Below are 23,082 nucleotides of genomic sequence, written 5' to 3'. Positions count from 1 at the left end.
GCTAGCGCACACGTCGTTTCGCGAGATTGCGCTCGTAGACCAATCGCAGGCCCTCGAGCGTGAGGTCGGGTTCGTGATGCTCGATTGCACTGCTCTCCCCCATGATGAGCGGGGCACTGGCGCCGGTGCCGATCACTGCGACGTCCGAACCGGAGAAGTCGGTGAGTTCACGACGAATGCGTCCGATCAATCCGTCGACCAACCCGGCGAACCCGAACACGGCACCGGACTGCATGCATTCGACGGTGTTCTTCCCGACCACCGACCGCGGTCGCACCAGTTCGATCTCCCGCAATGCTGCCGATCTGGAAGACATTGCTGCAGTAGAGATCTCCAAGCCAGGCGCAATGGCACCGCCGAGGAATTCGCCTTTGGCAGAGACGACGTCGACGCAGGTAGTGGTGCCGAAGTCGACGACGATGCAGGCACTACCGTACAAATCGTGCGCGGCAAGGGTGTTGACGATCCGATCGGCGCCGACCTCCTTGGGATTGTCGACCAACAGCGGAACACCGGTTCGCACACCAGGTTCGACGACGACGTGCGGAATATGCTCCCAGTAGCGGGTAAGCATCGTCCGCATTTCCCGCAGCACCGAAGGGACTGTCGACAGGGCGCTCACACCGGTGATCTGATCCACGTCGTCGCCGAGGAGACCGCGGAGCATCAATGCCAGTTCGTCTGCCGTGATTCGCGAATCCGTACGCATCCGCCAATCACGCAACAACTTTGCATGATCACCACTGCCGGTGAACAGGCCGAGCGTCATCGATGTGTTGCGAATGTCGATCGCAAGCAGCATTTTTACACCAGTACGGAATCGGCACGGAGCGTGCGAGGGGTGATCAGGCCCGAACCTTCGGGTGCATATGCAGGGTCGGTACCGAGTTCTACGGGCTTGTTCTTCTCGTCGACGAACACCACGCGGGGTGCGTAATCCTTGCATTCCTGCTCGTTCATCACGCCGTAGGCAATGAGAATGACCAGATCACCAGGATTGACCAGATGTGCTGCGGCACCGTTGATACCGATCACCCCGCTGCCCCGCTCGCCGGTGATGACGTAGGTTTCCAACCGTGCGCCATTGTCGATGTCGACGATGGTCACCTGTTCACCTTCGAGCAGATCGGCCGCCTCCATCAGGTCCTGGTCGACGGTCACCGAACCTACGTAGTGCAGGTCCGCGTGAGTTACGGTCGCGCGATGAATCTTGGACTTCATCATTGTGCGAAACATGTTCTATCCCTTCAATTTTTCGGGTCGTCGGGGTATTCGAGAAATCCGGTCCCGACAGCGACACCGACGTTGTCGATGAGTCGGGTGGTGCCGAGCATCGCGGCCACGAGAAGTCGACCATCACCACGCTCGGGAGCAGGTCCGAGATCGACACCTCGAAGTTCGAGATAGTCGACCTTCACCTCCGGTACCGCCGCCAGCACTTCGCCGGCCGTAGCCAGAATTACTTCGACTCCGCCCGCTGCGGCGTGAGCCCCGGCTACCAGCGCCGCCGACAATGCCATCGCCGCCGAACGCTGGGCGTCGTCGAGATAGCGATTGCGAGAAGACAATGCGAGACCGTCCTGCTCGCGCACGGTGGGAACACCGAAGATCTTCACGTCGAAGTTCAGATCTCGCACCAACTGTCGGATCAATGTCAACTGCTGGTAATCCTTCTCGCCGAAGAACGCTGCATGCGGAGAGGTGATCTGCAACAGCTTGGTCACCACGGTGAGCATCCCGGCAAAGTGCGTCGGCCGGCTTGCACCCTCCATCTCGCTGCCGAGCGGGCCGGGAAGAACGGTCGTACGTGGCCCGGCCGGGTACATGTCCGACACCGAGGGAGCGAAAACGATCTCGACTCCTTCGCTTGCCAGCAACTCCACGTCCGCGTCCAGGGTGCGTGGATAGGCGTCGAGATCCTCCCCTTCACCGAACTGCAGGGGGTTGACGAAGATCGACACGAACACCACTGCCCCGGTGCGTTTGGCCTGCCGAACCAAATGGATGTGCCCGGCGTGCAGCGCACCCATGGTCGGCACCAGCGCTATCTGTCTTCCGACACCGCGCAGTGCCTTCGACACCGCGGAGACGACAGTCGGATCGTGATGAACCGTCAACTCCCCCGCCTTGTAGCTACCTGCCAGGGTCATAGCTCGCCTTCCAGAATCTCGATGAGTTCGGGCTTCGATCCCATGCGTTGGGCGGATCTGAGCGAGAGCGCGCGGTATCCCGCTGCAATCGCGGGATCGACGTCGCTGAGCACGTCCAGATGCTTCTGCACGGCGGCAACGTCGCCGCGCGCCACCGGCCCGGTAAGAGCGCTCTGACCGTGCCGCAACGCGTTGTCCAACGCTGCGCGCACGAGCGGACCGAGAACTCGCTGTGCTGCTTCGGGGTCGGAATCGATCCCAGGAAAGCCTGGGCCGTCGAGTGCGACTCGCAACGCGTCGACGGCGTCGGCAACGAGAGTGACGAGGTGATTGGCCCCGTGAGCCAACGCCGCGTGATAGAGCGCGCGATTGTCTTCGGCGACATGAACCGGTTCACCACCGAGTTCCAGAACCAATGCTTGCGCGACGGCATAGCCGATCTCGTCCGCTGCGGTGATTCCGAAGCATGCAGCAGCCAGGCGATCGGTGTCCTCGGGCCCGCCGGTAAACGTCATGGCCGGGTGAATGGCCAACGGGATCGCACCTTGCGCGGTCAATGGGGCGAGGATGCCGATGCCATTCGCGCCGGAGGTGTGCACGACGAGCTTCCCGCGGGCGACGACGCCAGTTGCCGCCAACCCTGCGGCAATGGATGCCAACTCGTTGTCGGGAACTGCGAGGATCAGCAACTCGGCACGTCTGGCAACCTCGTCGACCGGCAATATCTGCGAATCCGGCAGGCGCGTACGTACGCGCTCCTTGGACTCTTCCGATACTGCGGCACAGCCGAACACCACATGCCCGACGCGCTCGAGGGCCTCGCCGAGGGCGGTACCCACGCGTCCTGCGGAAACGATACCCACGGTCAAACGCGCAGGTGCCGGGTCGGCAGAGACTAGGGGTATTCCGCGGGCACCACTCCTGAACTCAGGTGAGGTCACCGAAACTTCCTCTCGTTCGTTCCAGTCCCGCTCGGCGGGTACCAGACGTCCTGAACGAAGGATAGCGGCACCGAGATACCTCGGGCCACGACCTGAGCAGTGATCTATTTCACCCTTCAGCGCCGCGTCCAGCGTTCGGACGAGATGTCAGCAGGTCAGTCCGCGCGGCGTCGGTGACGACGTGCGCTCGGTTCGGTGTCGCTCGACTTCATTCCTGCCATGATCTCGGCAACCGAACGGCCGTTGGAGTGCGCACCCGCGCCATCACCATCAGGCTCGGCCCGACGCCGTCGCCTCGGAAGTTCGGGAGCCGGCTCCGAAGCGTCGTGACTTCCGATGTCCTCGGTGTTCGACTCTGGCGCAGGTGCCACAGGTTCCTCGGGAACCGGTAGCGGCTGTTCCGTCGTCTCCGGAACGACCTCCGGTTCGGACACCGGGCTCGAATACGACTGCGAACTCGAATAGGGCTGTCGGCTCGAATTCGCCTGTTGGCTCGAATACGGCTGATCATTCGTTGCCGATCCCTGGGCTGCCGCGAGCGGTTCCTCGGCTACGACGGCCGTAGACCGATCGGACGAGTAGCCGACGGGCTCGCTCACCAGCGGTGGAGTGGGAGCCGGGGCGTGCGGCGGAGCCGGGGTGTGCGGCGGAGCCGGGGTGTGCGGTGGAGCCGGGGTGTGCGGTGGTGTGGGTACTCGTCGACCGTTGCCCGGCAATCGCGACTCTGCGCCAGGGGCCGGCTCGCTCGGCACAGAACCCGCGCCGGGCATGTCCTCGCTACCGATGGGGACGTCGGGGTAGAGCACCGAGGTCTCGGCTGTGACTGGCTCGTCGTACGGCGTTCCGAGTCCGGGCACGGGGGCGCTCGGTCCCTCGGTGCTCGGGGACGAGGACTGCGAAGATTTGCCGGGAACGAACAAGCCCGAGGGTGCCGGCTGGTAGCTGGCGTAGCTGCGACCGCCGAGCTCCTGCACACGCGTCGCATCGGCTCGCAGCGCCACCCGTTCGGTGGGCAGGTTGCCGTCGAAAAGTAGTTGCAGGTTGTTGCGTAGGTGTGCCAGTTCTGCTCGAAGTGCCGCAATCTCGCTGGTCTCGACGGCCACTTCGCTTCGTACGCGGGATTCGACGCCGAGTTCGTATTCCCGCCGGGCGGAAATCTCACGAGCAAGCTGGAGTTCGTACACGGTCTGCAGGTCCTTGGCCTTGGCTTGGTCGGCCACTGCTTCGCGGCGGTACTTCGTCATCGCGAATGCACCGATGATCGCGGCCCACAACGCTGAGACCAAGCCCACACGTAGCCATTGCACATTTTCGCTGAACAACATCAACATGCTGGCGATGATGCCGAATACGACCAGCGCTGCAATGAAAAGCTGGCTCGCACTCCGCCGCTGACGGCGTGACGCTTTCGCGCGAGTCTGTTCGGTCATGACGTCCAGGGTAGCTGGCGAACCGTCGACAAACGGGAAGCCTGACTATGCTTGTCGCTTCGGTGGTGACGATCCGGCGCCGGAGACGGTAAATGCCTTCACCGTTCGGGCCGCTCGCCGGAGTCGGTCGGGGTCCTGCAGCAACGCTCGAGCCACAGGGCCGCACCCACAAGAGCGAATGCAGCAACGAGTCCGACGATGACGCCCGCCCGGTCCGAGGACGCGGCGCGTACGGACGACGCGAGCGGGACGATGTGGAGCAAGAATCCCAACCACACCCCGGTAGCTGCTGCGCCGACCAGTGCAGATGCCTTGGCCAGGGCCAACGCTCGGGCCGCAGTGATCGGATGGAGCTGGTTAGGCCCGTCGCCGACCCGCAGTTTCTCGATACGCGATCGGATAACGAAGCCGAGCATCGCCTCGGCAATCGCGACGACGTACAGCGATGCGCCGGCGAATGCGTGAATCGGAGGAAGCGCCCCGTAGAACGATCGCACGAGCAGCCACGTTGCGAGAGCGGCGAATCCGGCGAGGCCGAGGAGATCTCTGATTCTCGTGGCCGTCATGAAGTGCTGTTCGGTGTGTGAAGTGTCATCTCCGTGCGGTGTACGCCTGCCCGTTCTTCCTCGCTCAGCGATTCGATCCATTCGCCCACCGGCCGAGCCTCCCCGGCTACTTCGAGTGTCGCTTCCGGGTCGACCTCGAGCCAAGGCACCAGGACGAACGCTCGCTGGTGTGCTCGAGGATGCGGAAGAAGCAGTTGTGGATCGTTACTGGAAATGTCGGCACACGTAATGATGTCGACGTCGAGACTTCGTGGTCCCCACCGCTCGACTCGCACTCGGTCTGCTGCCTTTTCCAATTCGAGAGCGACTTCCAGCCAGTCGTACGGGCCCCGTCGGTCATCGTCGGCGACGACGATGGCATTGAGAAAGTCCTGTTGTTCGACGCCTCCCCACGGCACCGACGAGTACACCGACGAGACCGCAACGACGCGGTCGCCGAGCGCGGACGTCACCGAATGCAGATGCGCATACGAGTCGCCGACATTGCTGCCGATCGACAGCACCGCCCGCGTCACCGACGACTCCGCGAAGCGACTACGGCCACATCGTCGAAGGCAAGAGGGATCGGCGCCGACGGTTTGTGCAGCACCACCTCGACTGCATCGACGCGCGTGTCCATCATGACTCCGTCGGCGATTTCGGCTGCGACGGTTTCGATCAGGTCCCGCGACGGCCCCGCGATGATCGCCGCTGCCGCTTCCGCAAGCTCGCCGTAGTGCAACGTGTGCACCAAATCGTCCGTCTCGGCGGCAGGCCGCAAATCCATCCAAACGGTGATGTCGACGACGAAGTCCTGACCGTCACGTTTCTCGAAGTCGAAGACCCCATGATTGCCGCGAATCTTCAACCCGCGCAACTCGATTCGGTCACTCATCTTGCAAACCCCTGCCATGCTTTCACCACGGCTACCGCGTCCAGTGAGGCCTGGGCGTCGTGGACGCGAACACCCCACGCCCCTCCCGCGACCGCAAGCGCGGACACGACCGCTGTTGCGACCTCACGGCCGTCGGGCGGTCTCGGTTCACCATCGGATTCGAGAAGTGCGCCTAGAAAACGTTTACGCGACGCGCCGATCAGAATCGGCATGCCGAGTTCGACGAACGTCGGTAGCGCACGCAGCAGTTCCCAATTGTGCTCGGCGTTCTTCGCGAAACCGAGACCTGGATCGAGGATGATGGCAGCCGGATCCACTCCAGCCGCTACCGCACGGTCGACTTGCTCGAGCAGTTCGCGTCGAACATCGGCGACGACGTCGTCGTAATGCGCGACTGTGCCACTGTTCGGATGAGCGGCTGCACCCCTGTTCCGATGAGCGACTGCGCCATCGGGGACGTAATCGGCTGCCGAGCGCCAATGCATGAGAATCCACGGCAGACCGGCATCGGCGACCACCGACGCCATCGCCGGATCTGCGCGACCACCGGAGACGTCGTTGACAATCGATACCCCCGCCTCGACAGCCGCCGCCGCCACCGATGCCCGCATGGTGTCGACGCTGGTGGGGATTCCGCGCGCCGACAGCTCTGCGATGACGGGCACAACTCGGCGCGCCTCGACGGCAGGGTCGATCCGATCTGCACCCGGACGCGTCGATTCACCGCCGACGTCGACGATGTCGACACCTGTCCGGTGCAGTGTCGTTCCGTGTGCAACTGCTGCGTCGACGTCCAGGTACCGCCCCCCGTCGGAGAACGAGTCGGCGGTCACGTTGAGGACACCCATGACGACGGGTGCGACGGGCAAGGTCATTTGCGCAGGATTAGATCCAACGCTTCGGACCGAGAGGCTGCAGAAGATTGGAACAAGCCCCGCACGGCCGACGTCGTCGTACTCGCTCCGGGCTTGCGGATGCCCCGCATCGCCATGCACAGGTGCTCTGCCTCGATGACGACGATCGCGCCGCGTGGGCTCAGCTTGCGCATCACCGCGTCGGCCACCTGGCTGGTCAGACGCTCCTGAACCTGTGGTCGTTTGGCATAGAGGTCTACCACTCGCGCCAGCTTCGAGAGGCCGGTCACCTTGCCGTTGCTACCGGGGATGTATCCGACGTGCGCGACTCCATGGAACGAGACGAGATGATGCTCGCAAGTGGAGAACATGGGGATGTCGCGGACGAGAACCAGTTCCTGGTGGCCTTCGTCGAACGTGGTGTTCAGTACATCGTCCGGGTCGGTGTAGAGGCCCCCGAAGATCTCCTTGTACGCGCGCGCGACGCGGGATGGGGTCTCGAGCAGCCCCGGCCGATCCGGGTCTTCACCGACTGCAATGAGCAGTTCGCGCACTGCGGCCTCCGCGCGCGGTTGATCGAACGCGTTTCCGGTCGCCACTGCGACGAACTCGTCGCCGGGTATTAACCCGTCCTGGTCGATCTGCCTGACTGACACTGAGCTTGTACCTCCGGTTGCGGGGCGCCGATGCCCCGAGGTTTGACAGTCAGCCTATCCGGCGGCACCCCGGGCCGACCGAACTAGTGCTGTGCGTTCGGACCTTCCCAGCGTTGGGTGCTAGGGCCCTCGTTCTGGTCGCCGTCCGGATTCGGGGTCTCCCAGGCTGGATTCGGTTCTTCGTTTCCACTGCCGCGAACAGCGCTATCAGGCAGGGCTCCGTTCAAAGGATCCCATCGCGGGGCATCCTGACCCTGAGACTCCGGTTCCCGGTATTCGGGCCGACGGTTGTCGGGCTGGTGGTACTCCGGGGGCTGATATTGCGGCGGCTGGTAGGAGGGGTCGGTGTAGCGATTGCCCTCCGAATAGCCTGCTGGGGGTCCACCTGGAACGGGACCGAGCGGATCCCGCGGAGGCCAGCCAGGGGCGGACCATCCGGCAGGGGCACCGTAGTCGGGACGCGAGCTCTTCGGTGGCTCCGGCTTGCGATACGACCCACCGTTGTAGGGCGCGCCGTCATTGTGTGCTCCGGTGGAGGGTGCACCACCGTTGTAAGCACCACCGTTGTAAGCACCACCGTTGTACGGGCTGTTGTTCTGGGCACCACCGTTCTGGGCACCACCGTTCTGGGCACCACCGTTCTGGGCACCACCGTTCTGGGCACCACCGTTCTGGGCACCACCGTTCTGGGCACCACCGTTCTGGGCACCACCGTTGTACGGGCTACCGCCGTAATTGCCGGCTGGGTTGTTACCTGCTGTGGGCGCACCGTTGGCGTAACCACCGCCGTAGTTGCCCGGGCCACCCTTGGAAAGCTGGGGCGAACCTGCGTACGTGGGCTGCGGAAACTGTTGTGGCGGAACTACCTTCGGGGCGATTGGCTCCGGCGGCCAGGGCTCACCGCGCTCGGCTGCGAGTTCGCGTGGTGTTTTCACCGGCGGCTTGTCGGATGGGATCCGCGCGCCGAAATCGTTGAAAGCAGTGATTCGAGGACGTTTGCTGACACTGGTGAAGATCTTTTCGAGATCCTTGCGAGTGAGGGTCTCGCGCTCGAGCAGTTCGGTGGCGAGAATGTCCAGGATGTCGCGGTACTCGTTGAGAATCGCCCATGCCTCGGTGTGCGCGGCTTCGATCAGATTGCGCACCTCCTCGTCGATCTCCCGTGCGACCTCGTGCGAGAAGTCGGACTGCATACCCATCGAGCGACCGAGGAACGGATCACCCTGCTCCTGCCCGTATCGGACTGCACCGAGCTTGCTGCTCATACCGTATTCGGTGACCATTGCCCGCGCGATCTTGGTGGCCTGGTCGATATCGGAAGACGCACCGGTGGTCGGCTCGTGGAAAACGAGTTCCTCTGCTGCGCGACCACCCATTGCCATGACCAGACGAGCAATCATCTCGGACCGTGTCATGAGGCCCTTGTCGTCCTCGGGCACCGTCATGGCGTGGCCACCGGTTCTACCGCGAGCGAGGATCGTCACCTTGTACACGGGCTCGATATCGGGCATCGCCCACGCTGCGAGCGTGTGCCCGCCCTCGTGGTAGGCGGTGATCTTCTTCTCGTGCTCACTGATGATCCGGCTCTTGCGGCGGGGGCCACCGACGACGCGATCCACCGACTCCTCGAGAGCGGCCTCGGTGATGACCGTGCCGTTCTCGCGTGCTGTCAGTAGAGCTGCTTCGTTGATGACGTTCGCCAGATCTGCACCGGACATGCCGACCGTGCGTTTCGCGAGGCCTTCGAGATCGGCGTCGTGTGCCACCGGCTTGCCCGCCGAGTGGACGGCCAGGATCGCGCGTCGACCAGCAAGATCGGGGACCCCGACGGGGATCTGACGGTCGAAGCGACCCGGACGTAGAAGAGCCGGATCGAGGATGTCGGGTCGGTTGGTGGCGGCAATCAGGATGACCCCGGTGCGCTCACCGAAGCCGTCCATTTCGACCAGCAGCTGGTTGAGGGTCTGCTCGCGCTCGTCGTGGCCGCCGCCCATGCCCGCACCACGCTGGCGTCCGACGGCGTCGATCTCGTCCACGAAAATGATGCAGGGGCTGTTCTGCTTGGCCTGTTCGAACAGGTCGCGCACACGAGAGGCACCTACGCCGACGAACATTTCGACGAAGTCCGAACCGGAGATCGTGAAGAACGGCACTCCGGCTTCACCGGCGACTGCTCGCGCAAGGAGCGTCTTGCCCGTTCCGGGAGGGCCGTACAGCAGCACGCCACGCGGAATCTTCGCCCCGAGGGCCTGGTAGCGAGCCGGATTCTGGAGGAAATCCTTGATCTCGTACAGCTCTTCGACGGCCTCGTCGGCACCTGCGACGTCCTGGAACGTCGTCTTGGGCATGTCCTTGGAGAGCTGTTTCGCCTTCGACTTACCGAAGCCCATCACGCCACCACGACCGCCGCCCTGCATACGGCTCATGAAGAACACGAAAATGCCGAGCAGAATGACCATCGGGAGAAGGAAGAGCAGCAGTGAGCTGAACCAGCTGTCCTGAGACACCACGGTGTTGTAGCTCTTCAACCCGTCCTGGCCGACCTTGTCGAAGATCTGCTCCGACGCGGAGGTCGGGTACTTTGCGAGGATCTTCGTCTCGCCGTCGGTTGCGTCACTGCCGGACTTGAGGTCGAGGCGTATCTGCTGCTCACGATCATCGATCTGAGCTGTGTCGACGTTCTTGGAATCGAGCTGCGCTATCGCCACTGACGTGTCGACAGTCTTCCACCCGCGTGTGTCGTTTCCGAAGTAGCTGAAGGCAGCGATCACCATCAGGACGCCGAAAACGATGGCCAGGTTCCGTATAACTGTCTTCCGATTCATACAGCTTCAGCCGAGACGGCCTCGTCCTTTCCAGTCTTCTCCAGTACGCAGACTCCGGTCGCGCACCGGATGATCCAGGTTACCGCGAACGGCAACCGACTGCCCCAGGTGCATCACGTGCACAAACGGGCCGGCAACACTGCTGCATTGCACAACGCATCTCCCCCTTCAACGTCTCCCCAGCCCCACAGGTTCCCCACCGCAGTCTCTCTCGTCCGGACCTACCGCTTTCGGCAGAGGACAACGACGCTGGAGGGTCTATTCTGTCAAAGTGCAGCCAGGCTCGGACAGAGTCACCGAAAAATCGGATGGTGTCACAACCCATCCGGACGGCATGGCAGTGCCAGAGCACGCCGATACGGCGGCTGAGCTCCTGAGATCCGCCTGGCGGAGAAGTACATCTACGGCTGATCCCCGAGGTCCCGACCTTGCCGCTTTCCTGCCCGACTCGACGACTCTGAGTCAACGGTGGCTCGTAGCGCTCATCTCGGTCGACCTCCAGGAGCGCTGGCTACGTGCGCGCTTACCCAAGCGACTGCGGGAATACTGCACCGAATTCCACCTCCCCGAGGCTCAGCTCCCGGTAGGATTGATCTACGAGGAATTCTGTGTGCGACGTCAGAGCGGGGACTCGGTATCGCCGTCCCACTACGTCGCGGAGTGTCCTGTGCAGGCAGCAGCGCTGACCGAATTGCTCAACGTCGTACCAGGTGAAACCACCGAGCTTTCCTCGACGGAGCCGAAGCTCGATGCCACCCAGGAAGAATCCACAACCGCCGACATGACGGGAACCGCATCCGCCGGGCTGGAATGGACCCGCCCCGGATCCCAGGACAAGCTCGAGGACCTCGACGTCTGGTCTCTCTGTTCACCGTTCGATGCCTGTACCCGTCGCTGCTTCCCTACGGACGTGCAGGGAGCGGAGACGCCTCACGACTACGTTGCAGCGCCGCAGTGTCGGATTTCTGACCGTCGCCGCGTCTATTCCGCAGATCGCCGTAGGTGGCCTGACATTCGTTCCTACCTCGGACATTCCCAACATCATCGACGTCGTACGGGTCGTCTGCGTGGGCGGAACTTTGGCATTCGTCGCGTCGTACTCGATTTTCCGGCTGATCGAGGGCGATCTGAACGCGTTGCTGCGAGTGGTCTCCCGCAGGTCCTCTTAGGCCGGTTTCAGCCGCCGTACACCTTCGGGTGAAGAGTTCCGATGTACGGCAGATCGCGATAGCGCTCGTTGTAGTCGAGTCCGTATCCGACGACGAATTCGTTGGGAATGTCGAAACCCACGTTTGCGACCTCGATGTCCACCTTGATTGCGTCGGGCTTGCGAAGCAGTGTCACCACCGCCAACGAGGCAGGGTTACGAGTGGCGAGGTTGCGCTTGAGCCAGGACAGCGTCAGACCCGAATCGATGATGTCCTCGACGATGAGCACGTGACGGCCGCTGATGTCGCGGTCGAGGTCCTTGAGAATCCGAACCACTCCGGACGACGACGTCGAGGAGCCGTACGAACTGACCGCCATGAACTCGAGCTGTGTCGGAATCGGGAGCGCGCGAGCAAAATCCGTCATGAACATGACGGCGCCTTTGAGGACACCGACCAGCAGTAGGTCACCCTCCGGTGCGCCCTCCGGATAACGCTCGGCAATCTCGTTGGCAAGCTCGATCGTACGAGTCTTGATCTGCTCCTCGGAGATGAGAATCGATTCGATATCGCCCTCGTACACGGCGCTCCCCTTCAATTGTTTCTCGTACCTTCACAACGCTTGCAGATTCAAGCACCGCCGTTTCGCAGGCTCCACTCTTGCTCGAGCACCAGCCTGCCACGTCGACGCGCGACCACCAACCTGGCGTCGGACGCCCCTGAACGGACGGCAACCCCGCCCTGCCCACGCCAGTGTCCGACGAGATCGTCGATCAGCCGTAACTGCCTGTCCGACAGCGCCTTCACCCCACTCCGCAGCAACCACAACCGCAATGCCCGACGACGCAGCGCAGCGGGGACCGACGTGAGGGTCGTCACGTCCACTTCGGGTTCTGCGAAGTTCTCCCGCACCAAGGTCTCAGCCATGGCGTCCAGAACCGTGAGGTCTTCACGAAGCTGCGTAGCCGTGCGAGCAAGAGCCGCCGCAACGCCACCACCGAGCGCATCCTCGAGCAGCGGCAGAATCTCGTGCCGAAGCCGGACGCGAGTGAAATCGGTGTCGGTGTTGTGCGGATCCTCGAACGGCGTCAACCCCAACTCGGCGCAAGCCTGCCGGGTCACTGCTCGCCGAACCCCCAGCAGTGGTCGACCCCATGGCTGATCCACCGGGGACATACCGGCGATCGATCGAGGCCCGGAACCTCGCGAGAGTCCCAGCAGAACGGTCTCCGCTTGATCGTCGAGAGTGTGCGCGAGCAGGACCATGGCGTCACCCCGGTGGCGGTCCAAGGCCTCGTAGCGCGCGCGACGAGCCGCGGCCTCCATTCCACCCGAGCTGCCGACGGTCACCGTCAGCACCGACGCGTCCACACACCCCAGTTCCAGTGCCGTCGCTGCGGCAGTTCTTGCCACCGTGTCCGACCCCTGTTGGAGCCCGTGGTCGACGACGAGTGCTCGGACGTCCGGGGCCTCAGCGGCCACCGCAGCGGTCAGAGCGAGCGAATCGGCACCGCCGGACAGTGCGAGAACAACTTGGCCCGGGCTCGATGCGAGCCACCGACGAACTGCCTGGCGCAGTTCGAGGATCGCAGGCTTCTCCGGCAGCGCCACCCCGGTACGCCGCGTCATCGAAGTACGCGGGCGATCCACCGGTCGGGGTCCTCGATCTCGTCGAGGAGTGGCAACGTGGTGGCGTCGGTCCAGATGGTGTTGAACTGCTCCATGCCGACCCGGCCGACGACGTGGTCGACGAACGCTTTGCCTCGCACGTACTGCGCCATCTTCGCGTCCATCCCGAGCAGGGCCCTGATGACGCGTTGGAGTGGGTTGGTCTTCCGTCGACGCCTACTGTCGAACGCCTGGCGAATCTGTAGGACCGAGGGCACCACTGCCGGCCCGACCGCGTCCATGACGTGATCGGCGTGGCCTTCGAGGAGAGTCCCGAGCACGAGGAGGCGATCGATCGCCTCCCGCTGGGCCGGGGCTTGCGTTGCGCGCAGCAGCCCGATGATGCCCGCGTCCTCGGCTTTGACGGACTGTTTACGGTTCTTCAGCGCGCTCGTCAATCTCGTGGCGAACTCACCGATCGGTTCGTCGACACCGCCGGACAAAAGTGCGACGGAACTGCGCATGTACTCCCCCAACCACGGTGCCGAGGAGAACTGAACTCGATGCGTCACCTCGTGCAGGCATACCCACAGCCGGAAGTCGCTCGGCGGCACCCGCAACGCCCGCTCGACGGCGACGACGTTCGGTGCCACGAGCAGAAGCGTCCCGTGCTCACCGGTGAACGGGTCGTATTGACCGAGAATTGCGCTGGACAGAAACGCGAGCATCGCGCCTGCTTGCAGACCTGCGGGTTTACCGCCGAGCAAACCGGACGGAGGTTCTGCATCGGCGTCGCCGGTCAGGTGCTTCATCGATGCCGTTGCCGCGTCGATCCACCCTGCTCGACCGACTACGAGCGCCTGCGGTACCGGAAGTCCGTCGGCTAGACCGGTCGTTTCACGTACCGGTCCTTCTGCACGCACCGATGCCTCCGACAATTCGGCGACGACAGCGTCAGCGGTGTAGCGGGAGATCGACGGTTCTTTCGGAGCCAATATGGCACCGGTCTTCGCGGCCAGCGCCCAATCCACGGACCCACTGAAACCTTCGGTGTCCGCTGCTCCGCTCGTCATCGGCAACCACACAGTCTGAGAGTAGCGGCCACGGCGTCGAGCGCCGGTCTGCTGACTTCGGGTGGGCGGTCGTTCGACATCAACGCGAACGTCAACGTCCGGCCGTCCACGTCCACCACGTACCCGGCGAGAGCACTTGCGGTCGACAACGTGCCGGTTTTGGCCCTGACCCAGCCGGCTCCGACGCGTTCGGCGCTGGCGTATCGATCCGACAGCGTGCCGGTGGACCCGGCTACCGGAAGGTAGTCGAGCATCGGGCGGAGTTCGGGTTTGCCCGATCCTGCGGCCGAAGTCAATATTTGATCGAGCAGTCTGGCCGGGATCACCCCGTCGACCGACAGTCCGCTCGAATCGTGGAGCTCGAGTCCGGACATGTCGAAACCGGCAGCGAACAGTGTCTGTTCGATCGAATCCACAGCACCGGTGAAGGAAGGCTGCGTATTGGTCTCGATGGCGATCTCACGCCCGATGGCTTCTGCGAGGACGTTGTCCGAGCGGCCCATCATCTGACCGAGACGATCACGAAGAGGTGCGGATTGAACACTCGCCACCTGATCGGCACCGGGTGGTGCCGCACCGATGGATACCCGAGCCGGGTCGATCCCAAGACCCCGGGCCAACGCGCGGGCAGCATCGAGGGCCGGCTCGACGCTTCGCGGGGACTCGTCTTCCATCGGATCGGATCGGCCGCCGTCGATCATGATCGGTTCGATCGGCGTGATGTAACCGGCCGCGATGTCAGGAGCGAACCATCCCTGTGCCATCGTCGGACCGCTGTAGATGGACGTGTCGACGACGATTCTGTCGACCGGCGTACCGGATTTCGATATCTGCTCCACCAGATCGTCTATACGCGCCGAGCCTGAGTAGAAGCTTTCGCTGCCCAGGGGCCGCGCTGTGATCGTCGGGTCGCCGGCAGCCACGATGACGATCTCACCAGCGGATTGCCCCTTCACTACTCGGGTGGTGACGCGATGCTCCGGTGACAGCGCGAGCATCGCCGCGCCCGCAGTCAAGACCTTGGTCGTCGATGCCGGCGTCATCGGGGTGTCCGGACCCGAGGACCACAGCACCTCCCCAGTGACGGCGTCGGCCACAGATCCGGTGAACGCGCCGAGATCAGGCGATGCGACCACCGGTGCGAGCGCGGCAGCGATACCTGCGACGGAGGGTGCCGGTGACATGTCCGATATCGGCGCAATGGTCGGTACGAGCGTTACCGGGTCCGGCTCGGGTGCGATTCGAACCTCGGAGTTCGTATCGGAACCGTGCGGAACGATGGCCGCAAGTGCTGTTCCGCCCGCCGCAACGACCGACACCGCAACGAGAATCAGGAGAATACGAGTTCTCCGTCGCCGCCTCCCAGCGGTGGGACCGAGATTTCGCTTGGTCAACCTGGCCAACATTCCTCCATCGGTGTCTTCTTCTCCCCGTTGCCAGTTTCTCCAACAGTATCCATGGGTCCGGTACGCTGACCCCGCCACCATCGTGCGTCACTCGAGGCGCAAGACGAGAACAAAGAAGAGCGAGGGCAGCACGTGTCGTTCGACGTCACCATCGAGATCCCCAAGGGTCAGCGAAACAAGTACGAAATCGACCACGTTTCCGGTCGAATTCGCCTCGACCGCTACCTGTACACGGCGATGGGTTACCCGGCCGACTACGGCTTCATCGAGAACACCCTCGGCGAGGACGGCGATCCGCTCGATGCTTTCGTCCTCCTCCCGGAATCGGTTTTCCCCGGAGTGGTCGTCGAGGCTCGCCCAGTGGCAATGTTCAAGATGGTCGACGAGGCCGGTGGCGACGACAAGGTCCTGTGTGTCCCCGCAGGTGACTCACGCTGGGACCACATCCAGGACCTCGGCGATGTCTCGACATTCGAACTGGACGCGATCAAGCACTTCTTCGTCCACTACAAAGACCTCGAGCCGAACAAGCACGTCACAGCCGCGGACTGGGTAGGCCGGGCCGAGGCAGAAGCCGAAATCGCTGCATCGTTCAAGCGCTTGGCAGACAATCCAGAGCACTGACAACATTTCGACATCGGCAGCTTCGCAGGCTGCATCCTGCCGGGGAAGTGTTCGCCCTTCCCCTGCAGGATGCAGCACAGCATGGTTCGATCGACGCACTACTGAGGAGATCAATGAGCGAAAGCAATTCCGTCGATTCGTCCGCAGGAGATACGGGCGAGCGTCGTAAGAACAGGCAAGCGAGCTTCGTCTCCGATGCAGGACAATTTCCGGAGCTACCGGTGACGGTCGTTCTCGACCGCATCCCCGTGCCGATTCTCGCCGTCGATCCCAGTGGCGCAATTGTGTTTGCGAACGAAGCCTTCGACGAACTCTTCGGCACCGAGGAATCGGCTCGAGCGGACTTCCATTTGCACGACATCTTTCCCGATCAGGCTCCCGAGGGAGTCAACGTCGCCGAAATGTTCTTGACGACCGTTGCCACGCGAGCGGATTCGCTGTGGCGCATGACCGACAAGACCGGAGATGTGGTGCAGGTTCGAGCCAGCAAGTCGATCCTTCGTCGAGCCGAGGACACCGTCGCACTCGTCGCGCTGGAGGACTTCACCGATCAACTCTGGAACGATCCCAAGAGCGCTCTACGCTGAATCCGGGTCGTCATGCCTCGACCCAATCAGCCCGAGAACGAGACATGACCGACCTGGATTCTGCCCTCACGAGCCTTTGGACGTATCCACTCTGGATCGCTCGTAGTCGGTCAGAAATCTGTCCAACAGTTCGACCAATGTCGCACGGTCGTCGTCGGACCAGTCTTCGATGATCTTGCCGATGTGCGCGGTTCGACGCAGCTGAATTCGATGGACCACCTGCTTGCCCGACTCGGTGACGGCGAGGGCGAACGCCCTTCCGTCGCTCTCGTCGCGAACACGTTCGACGTGTCCGCGGTCGACGAGCTGGGCGACTTGCCTGCTCACCGTCGACGGGTCCGAGTTGACCAGTGCTGCCAGTTCACTCGACCTCATCGGACCGTCGCGAAGCAATCGAAACAAGCACACGAATGCTGCTCCGTCGACGCCACCGGGCTCTTCGGTCAGCTGCGCGATCTTGCGGTCCCGCGCGCGCTGCAGACGCACCAGCTGGGTTCCGATTTCTTCGGCATAGTCCACGGTAGGTCAGCTTCCGGAGAACTCTGCCGGGCGCTTCTCGAACACTGCGGTGATCGCCTCGGTCAGATCGTTCGAGGCGAGGAAAGCCGCGTTCCAGGCAGCTACGAATCGTAGGCTGGCGTCGACGTCGGCTGCGCGTGAGTTGTCCAGGACCTCCTTGACACCCTGCACGACGAGAGGCGGATTGGCGGCAATCTCTGCTGCCGTGGCCCGAGCACCGGCGATGAGGGCGTCGTGGTCCTCGAACACGTCGTTGACCAGTCCGATCTTCTCGGCGCGAGCGGCGTCGATGTCCTTGCCCGTCAATGCCAGTTCACGAAGATGACCGTCGCCGATGATCGCCGGCAGTCTGGCAAGCGAACCCATGTCGGCGACGATGGCGACCCGCACCTCACGAACACTGAACTTGGCATCAGAGCTGGCGTACCTGATGTCGGCGGCACTGATCAGATCGAGGCCACCGCCGATGCACCAGCCGTGCACGGCTGCGACGACGGGCTTGCGGCAGTCTGCAACAGCATTGGTGGCCAGCTGCATCCGCTTGATCGTGTTGTGGAATGCCGTGCGCGGGCCGGCGAGAGCTTTGTCGGCCATCAGCGGCCCGAACTCACCTGCCATCGCTGCCAGGTCGAGACCGAAGGTGAAGTGCTTGCCCGAGCCGACGAGGAGTACTGCGCGTACGTCGGGATCGGCGTCGAGCTGAGCGAAAACCAGTGGACATTCGTTCCAGAAGTCCGGGCCCATCGCATTACCCTTGCCGGGACCGATCAGGGTAACTACCGCCACATGGTCGGCGATATCGACGGAAAATGCGTTCCAGGTTTGTTCCTTCATGCCGCTGAGCCTAGCGGCATGTCCGCGGCCACCTATTAGTAGAGACCGAAGATTCGACCGATCAGACCAGCCGCGACGATAATCACGACCAGCCCGATGAGCCCGAGAAACACGATCGGCAATGCCAACCCCCGTTGCGGCGGTTCGTGATGCGGACCACCGACGCCGGTTTCAGCCGGAGGCGTATCTCCGGGCTGAACACCGCCGCCTGGTTCCAATCCTGCTGTTTCGTCCGGGTCGGGGTTCTGAGCACTCATGAGGGGTCGGGTACCCGATGCGACCCGCCTCAATCTTGCGGGGTCGCCCGGGCGATTGCTCCCGCAAAGAGCTCGGTGATCGCAGCACCGATAGTTCGTTCGTCGATCTCGTCCGGATCGACGGAATGCTCGACGGACAGGCCGGAGATCAGGGCCAGCAGCGACGTCGCGATCCGTCGCGCATCGAGGGTGTCCGCTACTCCCCACGCCTTCGCCCTTGCGGAGATCAGGGTGGCGAGTTCCTCCCGAAGTGCTCGACGCTCACGGCGGTAGCTCTCCGCCAACTTTGGGTCTCGACCTGCATGGATACCGAACTCCGTCACCAGCAGTGGCCACCGAGGCTCGGCGACGATCCACGACGCGATGGCGCTACCGCCCGCTCCGGCAGCATCGCCGGGGCCGAGGTCGGATACGTCGTCGACGACTCGTGCGGCGAGTTCCAGCGAACGGCGCGAGAGCAGCTCGGCGAACAACGCCTGTTTGGACTCGAAGTTGGAGTAGACGGCACCCTTGGTGAAGCCTGCCCGGCTGGCGATGTCCTGGAGTTTGGCCGCAGCGAACCCGTGTTCGGTGAACTCATCGGCTGCGGCGTCGAGCAGCCGTTCACGCACATTCTCGCGCGCAGGCCTGGCCGACGCCATCTGTGTCGACAACCACTCTTCTTGACCATCGACCGTCACGATACCTAGGGTATTCAATACCTTAGGTATCGACAATTCATTCGACGGGGGAGTTCCGATCCATGCGCAAGGTTGTCTGGCTAGCGGCCGGAGTGCTGATACTCCAACTCGGCTTCATCCTCAGTTACGTAGCAGCTTTCCATCAGCCCACACCGCGTGAGATTCCTATCGCTGTCGTTGCCGGACAAGGACTTCCTGCAGGACTGGACTCCGATACCGCCGACAAGCTCAACGCCATCGAAGGCACCCCCCTCGATGCCCGTACCGCCGACAGCACCGGCGATGCGCGTGCACTCATCCGCAATCGAGAGGTGCTCGGCGCCTACGTTCTGAGCCCGATGGGCACGGACACCCTCATCACTGCCAGCGCCGCAGGCAGTTCCATTGCCACCTCGCTCGACGCGATATTCACCAAGATCGACCAGAGTCAGAACCGCACCTTCGTCGTACGTGACGATATTCCCGTGGGCATCCATGACAACCGCGGCTTGTCCGGCTTCTACCTCTCCGTAGGTTGGGTCGTCGGCGGGTATCTCCTCGCCGCGGCAATCGGACTCCTCATCGGCGCACCGAAGTCGCTACGCGAAGCGTCGACTCAATTCGGGGTACTCGTCGGCTATTCGATCCTTTCCGGCATCCTCGGCGCGTTCATCACCACGCATGTTCTCGGAACGTTCACCGGCCACTGGTTCCCTCTCTCGCTACTGGGAACAGCCGTGGTTCTGGCAACAGCCCTGTTCACGCTCGGGCTACGCGCCGCGGTGGGCGTTGCCGCTGTGCCGATCGCGATCATCGTGTTCGTCATTCTCGGAAACCCAAGCGCCGGAGGTGCATTCGGTCCGAATATCCTTCCCGAGTTCTATTCGACCGTCGGCCGCTGGATCACACCGGGGGTCGGCACCGAAGGCGTTCGGAGCATCGTCTACTTCGCCGGCAACGGCCTCGGGCAGCCCGCACTGGCGCTCCTCCTCTACACGGTGGTCGGTCTCGCCCTGTTCTTCGGCTTCACCTACCGCAAACAACCGAAACCGTCCAACCTTCCAGTCGACGCCTAGTACGAGGCACGAACTGCCGTTTGGCAATACGCTTGCCCTATGCACCGGCTTCTTCACCCGAACGCAGCCCACGTCGCGGACGTCCTGATCTCGCGTGGACATCACGGGGTGGTCGTCACCGCGCCACTGCCGACAGCCGACGCCGCCGCCGAATCTCTCGGCGTCGACGTCGATGTCGGCGCGATCGTGAAGTCCCTGGTGTTTCTGCTCGACGACGACCCAGTGCTACTGCTCGTCTCCGGTGCGCACCGCGTGAACCTCGATCGGACAGGCCGCCGACTGGAGGGCACGTTGTCGCAAGCTCCGCTCGATCTGGTCGAGCACTGCACCGGTCAACCGATCGGAGGCATCGCACCGGTGGGTCACCCGACGAATCTGCCCACCTACATCGACGAGCACCTGGCCGAGTATCCCGAATTATGGGCTGCCGCAGGGCATCCGAACACGATCTTCCGGACGACTTATTCGGAACTGCTGCGCATCACTGCTGGACTTGCCCTGTCCATTACATGACAGCAGAGGCTGCGGGGACATGAGGGCAGATGCGGAGCGGTTGATAGTGCGAGCTACGAGGCGAGCACTCGCGAGGCGGGTCGGACTCCGGTGGCTCCTGCAACCTTCGACGCCGAGAACGCAACGCCACGATCTTCGAGCCACGGCACGACGCCGTACGCAACCTTGCCGAAATTCGCCTCCTGGGAACCCACTGCGATCAGGGTGACGCCATCGGCGACGTCAGCAGCTTTCACATCGGCTATAAGACCTGCCAGCCCGACCGGTGTCCCGATATAGCGAATCGAGGCCGGAACTACCGGGGCGTCGAGGCTTGCAAACTCTCGACGGGCAGTGCGTGCATCGTCCGCAATGTGAATCTCGATATCGAGGAACACGGCCACATCGTCGGCGTCCTTGCCCGTTTCGACGGCCTCGGCGCGTAGCCGAGTGCGAAGATTCTGCGCTTCCCGTAAGTCTTCGGCTCGAATTCTCACCATCTCCGACGACGGAGTGGATTCGGTGAGCTCGGTCCACTGCCCATTCAGGTCGAGGGCCACTCGGATAGGGACAGCGTGGGAGTGATCGGAGTTGGTATCGGAACTGTGCGACATGCGATCGTGTCCTTCGTACAAGGCAAGGGATGCGGCTTCTGTATGGGGTCTAACCCGAGCGCCTACAAGATCCAGACGACGTCCGGCATAGATCGACGTACCTGTCGCACCAGCGACGGTTGCGCCAGAAGACAATGGCTGTCATATTCCGATGCTAACCGCTTCAGCCGGCGATGGGGCTTTGTCCCACTCAGCGGCACCTGACTCCCCGAGGGCGCTCACCGGCACCGTGGCCGGAACACAGGGAGATCCCACTCCTGCCTTCCCGTCCACCAGATCGGGGAAGGGACGCGGATCGGGCACCGGGTTCCACCATCCGTCCTCCTCCGCGTACGTCCATGAAGCGCCCTCGTGCACGAGCTTCGTTATGGCTCCGAGCAGGCGATCGACATCGGCGCTGGAGCTTCCCAGACCGAGGCTCGCCCGCACGGCCCCGTCGGGACGACCGAGGCGCGCAAGAAGAGGATGCGCACAGAATTTGCCGTCTCGAACACCGATGCCATGCTCGGCCGACAGGTAGGCGGCGATCTCGCCGGGCCCGAAGCCGTCGATGATGAATGTGACGATCCCCACAGTATCCGGAGCGTCTTTCCATACCTCGAGCAGGCGCACGCCGGGAGTCGCCGTCAGTCCGGCACGCAAACGGTCCGACAGAGCACGCTCGTGTTCGACGGATCCAGCCCTCTCGTGCTCGGCGAGCGCCTCGCACGCCGCAGCCACTGCAGCGACGCCGAGGACGTTGGGCGTGCCGGCTTCGTGACGCGCGGGCGAGCGCGCCCATGCAGTGGATTCCACGCTCACACTGCGCACGGCGCCGCCACCGGCGAGGTACGGCCGAGCCGCGTCGAGCCAGTCGCGACGACCCACGAGCACTCCCGCGCCGTGCGGGGCGTAAAGCTTGTGGCCGGAAAAGGCGAGATAGTCGATGCCGAGATCACTGATGTCGATCCGGCGATGCGGTACCAACTGGGCGCCGTCGACGAGTATGCGGGCACCGTACCGATGAGCCAGCTCTGCGAGTTCACGAATGGGCAACACCTCACCGGTGACATTCGAAGCACCCGTGATAGCAAGCAACGCAGCAGGTTTCGCGGCGAGCTCGACCTCGATGCGCGCCACTGACTCGGCGACGGTGTCGGCGGCAACGACGACACGGCGGTGCCGCCACGGCAACAGATTTGCGTGGTGCTCGATATCGAGGACGACCGTCTCACCGGGCACGCACCGCGCCAGCAGGTTGAGCGAGTCGGTGGTGTTCCTGGTGAAGATCGTCACTGAATCAATCGGTGCAACAACAAAATTCGACACAGTCGTACGAGCCTTCTCGTACGCCGCCGTCGACACACGCGAGGCGTAACCAGCGCCGCGGTGCACACTCGAATAGTAGGGCAGCAACTCGACGATCCGATCGGTCACCGCAGCGAGAGCAGGAGCACTGGCGGCGTAGTCGAAGTTCGCATAAGTGCAGCTTGTGCCGTCGACCAGCGGGACCTGGAGATCCGCCCCACTGACCACGGCGAACGGCGCGCATGGGCTTTCGATAACAGCAGTCATGACAAATATCCCCTTGTAGACCAAGGGACTCGAAGTATCGAAGAAGAACAATCGAGTCCGCGCTTGCCGCGCCGGTATTCCGGCGTCAGCCAGGTCGTCACCCGGAGCACCCCACCGCGGAGGAGGGTTGCCGACCAGCAAGCCGGGGCTCGATGCTGGTACTCATGACCTGTGAAGAGGATGGCAAACGGTCCACAAGGTTGTCAACCCCACCGGTAGGAAATCGCGTCGCCAGCCGAGCCGGACCCGGATCCCGAGTAGAATTTGCGCGGAGTCGAGCCTCACCGATCCATCCGTCCGTTCACCTTTCGGCCACCCGAACATGAGATAACGAC

The 23,082-nt window shown here is 63.2% G+C and carries 26 protein-coding genes and 1 riboswitch; of the genes, 5 read left to right on the top strand and 21 right to left on the bottom strand.

Translation table 11 applies throughout. The features are described from left to right. Nucleotide 1: 1 nt before the first annotated feature. From BJI47_RS01025 to ftsH, 11 genes are all read right to left on the bottom strand, one after another. On the bottom strand, nt 2-802 hold the full coding sequence (locus BJI47_RS01025; RefSeq protein ID WP_088941955.1) for a type III pantothenate kinase: 801 nt from the start codon (nt 800-802) through the stop codon (nt 2-4). Nucleotides 803-804: 2 nt separating this feature from the next. Continuing rightward, nucleotides 805-1,236 (bottom strand): aspartate 1-decarboxylase, encoded by a 432-nt coding sequence (gene panD, locus BJI47_RS01020; protein ID WP_088941954.1) that lies wholly within the window; start codon nt 1,234-1,236, stop codon nt 805-807. An 11-nt stretch (nt 1,237-1,247) separates the two neighbouring features. Then, complete coding sequence (gene panC / locus BJI47_RS01015) at nt 1,248-2,150, bottom strand: pantoate--beta-alanine ligase (RefSeq protein WP_088941953.1); 903 nt, start codon at nt 2,148-2,150, stop codon at nt 1,248-1,250. Next, nucleotides 2,147-3,055: a Rossmann-like and DUF2520 domain-containing protein gene (locus BJI47_RS01010; RefSeq protein ID WP_088941978.1), complete on the bottom strand. Its 909-nt coding sequence runs from the start codon at nt 3,053-3,055 to the stop codon at nt 2,147-2,149. The genes panC and BJI47_RS01010 overlap by 4 nt, the downstream gene beginning before the upstream one ends. 191 nt (nt 3,056-3,246) lie before the next feature. Continuing rightward, entirely contained in the window at nt 3,247-4,521 is a 1,275-nt protein-coding gene (locus BJI47_RS01005; protein WP_088941952.1) for a DUF6779 domain-containing protein, read from the bottom strand. Between the two features lie 98 nt (nt 4,522-4,619). After that, on the bottom strand, nt 4,620-5,087 hold the full coding sequence (locus BJI47_RS01000) for a DUF3180 domain-containing protein (RefSeq protein WP_088941951.1): 468 nt from the start codon (nt 5,085-5,087) through the stop codon (nt 4,620-4,622). Then, nucleotides 5,084-5,602 (bottom strand): 2-amino-4-hydroxy-6-hydroxymethyldihydropteridine diphosphokinase, encoded by a 519-nt coding sequence (gene folK / locus BJI47_RS00995; protein WP_088941950.1) that lies wholly within the window; start codon nt 5,600-5,602, stop codon nt 5,084-5,086. Before folK ends, BJI47_RS01000 begins: the two co-directional genes overlap by 4 nt. After that, the gene (gene folB, locus BJI47_RS00990) at nt 5,599-5,961 is read right to left on the bottom strand and encodes a dihydroneopterin aldolase (protein WP_088941949.1); all 363 of its coding nucleotides are present in this window, start codon (nt 5,959-5,961) and stop codon (nt 5,599-5,601) included. Before folB ends, folK begins: the two co-directional genes overlap by 4 nt. Next, complete coding sequence (gene folP, locus BJI47_RS00985; RefSeq protein WP_254900322.1) at nt 5,958-6,836, bottom strand: dihydropteroate synthase; 879 nt, start codon at nt 6,834-6,836, stop codon at nt 5,958-5,960. The genes folB and folP overlap by 4 nt, the downstream gene beginning before the upstream one ends. Next, nucleotides 6,833-7,438 (bottom strand): GTP cyclohydrolase I FolE, encoded by a 606-nt coding sequence (folE, locus tag BJI47_RS00980; protein ID WP_088941976.1) that lies wholly within the window; start codon nt 7,436-7,438, stop codon nt 6,833-6,835. The genes folP and folE overlap by 4 nt, the downstream gene beginning before the upstream one ends. Nucleotides 7,439-7,554: 116 nt before the next feature. Continuing rightward, nucleotides 7,555-10,296: an ATP-dependent zinc metalloprotease FtsH gene (gene ftsH, locus BJI47_RS00975; RefSeq protein ID WP_088941948.1), complete on the bottom strand. Its 2,742-nt coding sequence runs from the start codon at nt 10,294-10,296 to the stop codon at nt 7,555-7,557. Nucleotides 10,297-11,174: 878 nt separating this feature from the next. Between ftsH and BJI47_RS00970 the strand changes: the two genes are divergently transcribed. Next, entirely contained in the window at nt 11,175-11,465 is a 291-nt protein-coding gene (locus BJI47_RS00970; RefSeq protein ID WP_125458625.1) for a hypothetical protein, read from the top strand. A gap of 7 nt (nt 11,466-11,472) precedes the next feature. Here the strand turns inward: BJI47_RS00970 and hpt are convergent, their stop codons facing one another. The 4 genes from hpt to dacB are packed head-to-tail and all read right to left on the bottom strand — an operon-like array spanning nt 11,473 to nt 15,531. After that, a complete protein-coding gene (hpt, locus tag BJI47_RS00965) occupies nt 11,473-12,027 on the bottom strand; it encodes a hypoxanthine phosphoribosyltransferase (protein ID WP_088941946.1) in 555 nt (184 codons plus the stop codon). Between the two features lie 47 nt (nt 12,028-12,074). Beyond that, nucleotides 12,075-13,073, bottom strand: a complete 999-nt coding sequence (gene tilS / locus BJI47_RS00960) for a tRNA lysidine(34) synthetase TilS (protein ID WP_088941945.1) — start codon at nt 13,071-13,073, stop codon at nt 12,075-12,077. Then, complete coding sequence (locus tag BJI47_RS00955; protein ID WP_088941975.1) at nt 13,070-14,125, bottom strand: zinc-dependent metalloprotease; 1,056 nt, start codon at nt 14,123-14,125, stop codon at nt 13,070-13,072. Before BJI47_RS00955 ends, tilS begins: the two co-directional genes overlap by 4 nt. Then, nucleotides 14,122-15,531, bottom strand: a complete 1,410-nt coding sequence (gene dacB, locus BJI47_RS00950) for a D-alanyl-D-alanine carboxypeptidase/D-alanyl-D-alanine-endopeptidase (protein ID WP_088941944.1) — start codon at nt 15,529-15,531, stop codon at nt 14,122-14,124. The genes BJI47_RS00955 and dacB overlap by 4 nt, the downstream gene beginning before the upstream one ends. A gap of 132 nt (nt 15,532-15,663) precedes the next feature. On the opposite strand from dacB, the gene BJI47_RS00945 reads away from it, so the two are divergent. Continuing rightward, on the top strand, nt 15,664-16,155 hold the full coding sequence (locus BJI47_RS00945; RefSeq protein ID WP_088941943.1) for an inorganic diphosphatase: 492 nt from the start codon (nt 15,664-15,666) through the stop codon (nt 16,153-16,155). A gap of 113 nt (nt 16,156-16,268) precedes the next feature. Then, on the top strand, nt 16,269-16,742 hold the full coding sequence (locus tag BJI47_RS00940; RefSeq protein WP_088941942.1) for a PAS domain-containing protein: 474 nt from the start codon (nt 16,269-16,271) through the stop codon (nt 16,740-16,742). 66 nt (nt 16,743-16,808) lie between these two features. Here BJI47_RS00940 and BJI47_RS24380 read toward each other — a convergent pair whose 3' ends face one another. From BJI47_RS24380 to BJI47_RS00920, 4 genes are read right to left on the bottom strand one after another with little or no spacing between them, the layout of a single operon-like run. Beyond that, nucleotides 16,809-17,261 (bottom strand): MarR family winged helix-turn-helix transcriptional regulator, encoded by a 453-nt coding sequence (locus BJI47_RS24380; RefSeq protein ID WP_088941941.1) that lies wholly within the window; start codon nt 17,259-17,261, stop codon nt 16,809-16,811. 6 nt (nt 17,262-17,267) lie between these two features. Further along, entirely contained in the window at nt 17,268-18,095 is an 828-nt protein-coding gene (locus tag BJI47_RS24375) for a crotonase/enoyl-CoA hydratase family protein (RefSeq protein ID WP_088941940.1), read from the bottom strand. 35 nt (nt 18,096-18,130) lie between these two features. Further along, nucleotides 18,131-18,352 (bottom strand): DUF6480 family protein, encoded by a 222-nt coding sequence (locus BJI47_RS00925; RefSeq protein ID WP_088941939.1) that lies wholly within the window; start codon nt 18,350-18,352, stop codon nt 18,131-18,133. 29 nt (nt 18,353-18,381) lie between these two features. After that, a complete protein-coding gene (locus tag BJI47_RS00920; RefSeq protein WP_088941974.1) occupies nt 18,382-18,963 on the bottom strand; it encodes a TetR/AcrR family transcriptional regulator in 582 nt (193 codons plus the stop codon). A gap of 131 nt (nt 18,964-19,094) precedes the next feature. On the opposite strand from BJI47_RS00920, the gene BJI47_RS00915 reads away from it, so the two are divergent. Together BJI47_RS00915 and BJI47_RS00910 are read left to right on the top strand one after the other, a co-directional pair. Beyond that, a complete protein-coding gene (locus tag BJI47_RS00915; protein WP_088941938.1) occupies nt 19,095-20,087 on the top strand; it encodes a hypothetical protein in 993 nt (330 codons plus the stop codon). 39 nt (nt 20,088-20,126) lie between these two features. Next, nucleotides 20,127-20,600: a YbaK/EbsC family protein gene (locus BJI47_RS00910; protein ID WP_088941937.1), complete on the top strand. Its 474-nt coding sequence runs from the start codon at nt 20,127-20,129 to the stop codon at nt 20,598-20,600. 53 nt (nt 20,601-20,653) lie between these two features. Here the strand turns inward: BJI47_RS00910 and BJI47_RS00905 are convergent, their stop codons facing one another. Further along, nucleotides 20,654-21,193, bottom strand: a complete 540-nt coding sequence (locus tag BJI47_RS00905) for a hypothetical protein (protein WP_088941936.1) — start codon at nt 21,191-21,193, stop codon at nt 20,654-20,656. Nucleotides 21,194-21,334: 141 nt separating this feature from the next. After that, the gene (locus BJI47_RS00900) at nt 21,335-22,747 is read right to left on the bottom strand and encodes an aminotransferase class V-fold PLP-dependent enzyme (RefSeq protein ID WP_088941935.1); all 1,413 of its coding nucleotides are present in this window, start codon (nt 22,745-22,747) and stop codon (nt 21,335-21,337) included. A gap of 54 nt (nt 22,748-22,801) precedes the next feature. Beyond that, nucleotides 22,802-22,917: riboswitch (SAM riboswitch) on the bottom strand. Nucleotides 22,918-23,082: the final 165 nt, after the last annotated feature.

The organism is Rhodococcus sp. 1168 (genome assembly GCF_002091955.1).
Lineage (GTDB): Bacteria > Actinomycetota > Actinomycetes > Mycobacteriales > Mycobacteriaceae > Rhodococcoides.
Note: the sequence above shows the minus strand (reverse complement) of the source record. Positions and strands in the feature narration are given on the sequence as shown.

What these genes read in the sequence shown, in the direction of transcription:
- folB (WP_088941949.1), bottom strand. Translation starts at nt 5,961, where the DNA reads ATGAGTGACCGAATCGAGTTGCGCGGGTTGAAGATTCGCGGCAATCAT.
- panD (WP_088941954.1), bottom strand. Translation starts at nt 1,236, where the DNA reads ATGTTTCGCACAATGATGAAGTCCAAGATTCATCGCGCGACCGTAACT.
- BJI47_RS00970 (WP_125458625.1), top strand. Translation starts at nt 11,175, where the DNA reads ATGCCTGTACCCGTCGCTGCTTCCCTACGGACGTGCAGGGAGCGGAGA.
- BJI47_RS00905 (WP_088941936.1), bottom strand. Translation starts at nt 21,193, where the DNA reads ATGTCGCACAGTTCCGATACCAACTCCGATCACTCCCACGCTGTCCCT.
- BJI47_RS00955 (WP_088941975.1), bottom strand. Translation starts at nt 14,125, where the DNA reads ATGACGAGCGGAGCAGCGGACACCGAAGGTTTCAGTGGGTCCGTGGAT.
- BJI47_RS00900 (WP_088941935.1), bottom strand. Translation starts at nt 22,747, where the DNA reads ATGACTGCTGTTATCGAAAGCCCATGCGCGCCGTTCGCCGTGGTCAGT.
- folP (WP_254900322.1), bottom strand. Translation starts at nt 6,836, where the DNA reads ATGACCTTGCCCGTCGCACCCGTCGTCATGGGTGTCCTCAACGTGACC.
- BJI47_RS01025 (WP_088941955.1), bottom strand. Translation starts at nt 802, where the DNA reads ATGCTGCTTGCGATCGACATTCGCAACACATCGATGACGCTCGGCCTG.
- panC (WP_088941953.1), bottom strand. Translation starts at nt 2,150, where the DNA reads ATGACCCTGGCAGGTAGCTACAAGGCGGGGGAGTTGACGGTTCATCAC.
- BJI47_RS01000 (WP_088941951.1), bottom strand. Translation starts at nt 5,087, where the DNA reads ATGACGGCCACGAGAATCAGAGATCTCCTCGGCCTCGCCGGATTCGCC.
- BJI47_RS00940 (WP_088941942.1), top strand. Translation starts at nt 16,269, where the DNA reads ATGAGCGAAAGCAATTCCGTCGATTCGTCCGCAGGAGATACGGGCGAG.
- BJI47_RS01005 (WP_088941952.1), bottom strand. Translation starts at nt 4,521, where the DNA reads ATGACCGAACAGACTCGCGCGAAAGCGTCACGCCGTCAGCGGCGGAGT.
- BJI47_RS00910 (WP_088941937.1), top strand. Translation starts at nt 20,127, where the DNA reads ATGCACCGGCTTCTTCACCCGAACGCAGCCCACGTCGCGGACGTCCTG.
- BJI47_RS24375 (WP_088941940.1), bottom strand. Translation starts at nt 18,095, where the DNA reads ATGAAGGAACAAACCTGGAACGCATTTTCCGTCGATATCGCCGACCAT.
- BJI47_RS00925 (WP_088941939.1), bottom strand. Translation starts at nt 18,352, where the DNA reads ATGAGTGCTCAGAACCCCGACCCGGACGAAACAGCAGGATTGGAACCA.
- ftsH (WP_088941948.1), bottom strand. Translation starts at nt 10,296, where the DNA reads ATGAATCGGAAGACAGTTATACGGAACCTGGCCATCGTTTTCGGCGTC.
- dacB (WP_088941944.1), bottom strand. Translation starts at nt 15,531, where the DNA reads ATGTTGGCCAGGTTGACCAAGCGAAATCTCGGTCCCACCGCTGGGAGG.
- tilS (WP_088941945.1), bottom strand. Translation starts at nt 13,073, where the DNA reads ATGACGCGGCGTACCGGGGTGGCGCTGCCGGAGAAGCCTGCGATCCTC.
- BJI47_RS00915 (WP_088941938.1), top strand. Translation starts at nt 19,095, where the DNA reads ATGCGCAAGGTTGTCTGGCTAGCGGCCGGAGTGCTGATACTCCAACTC.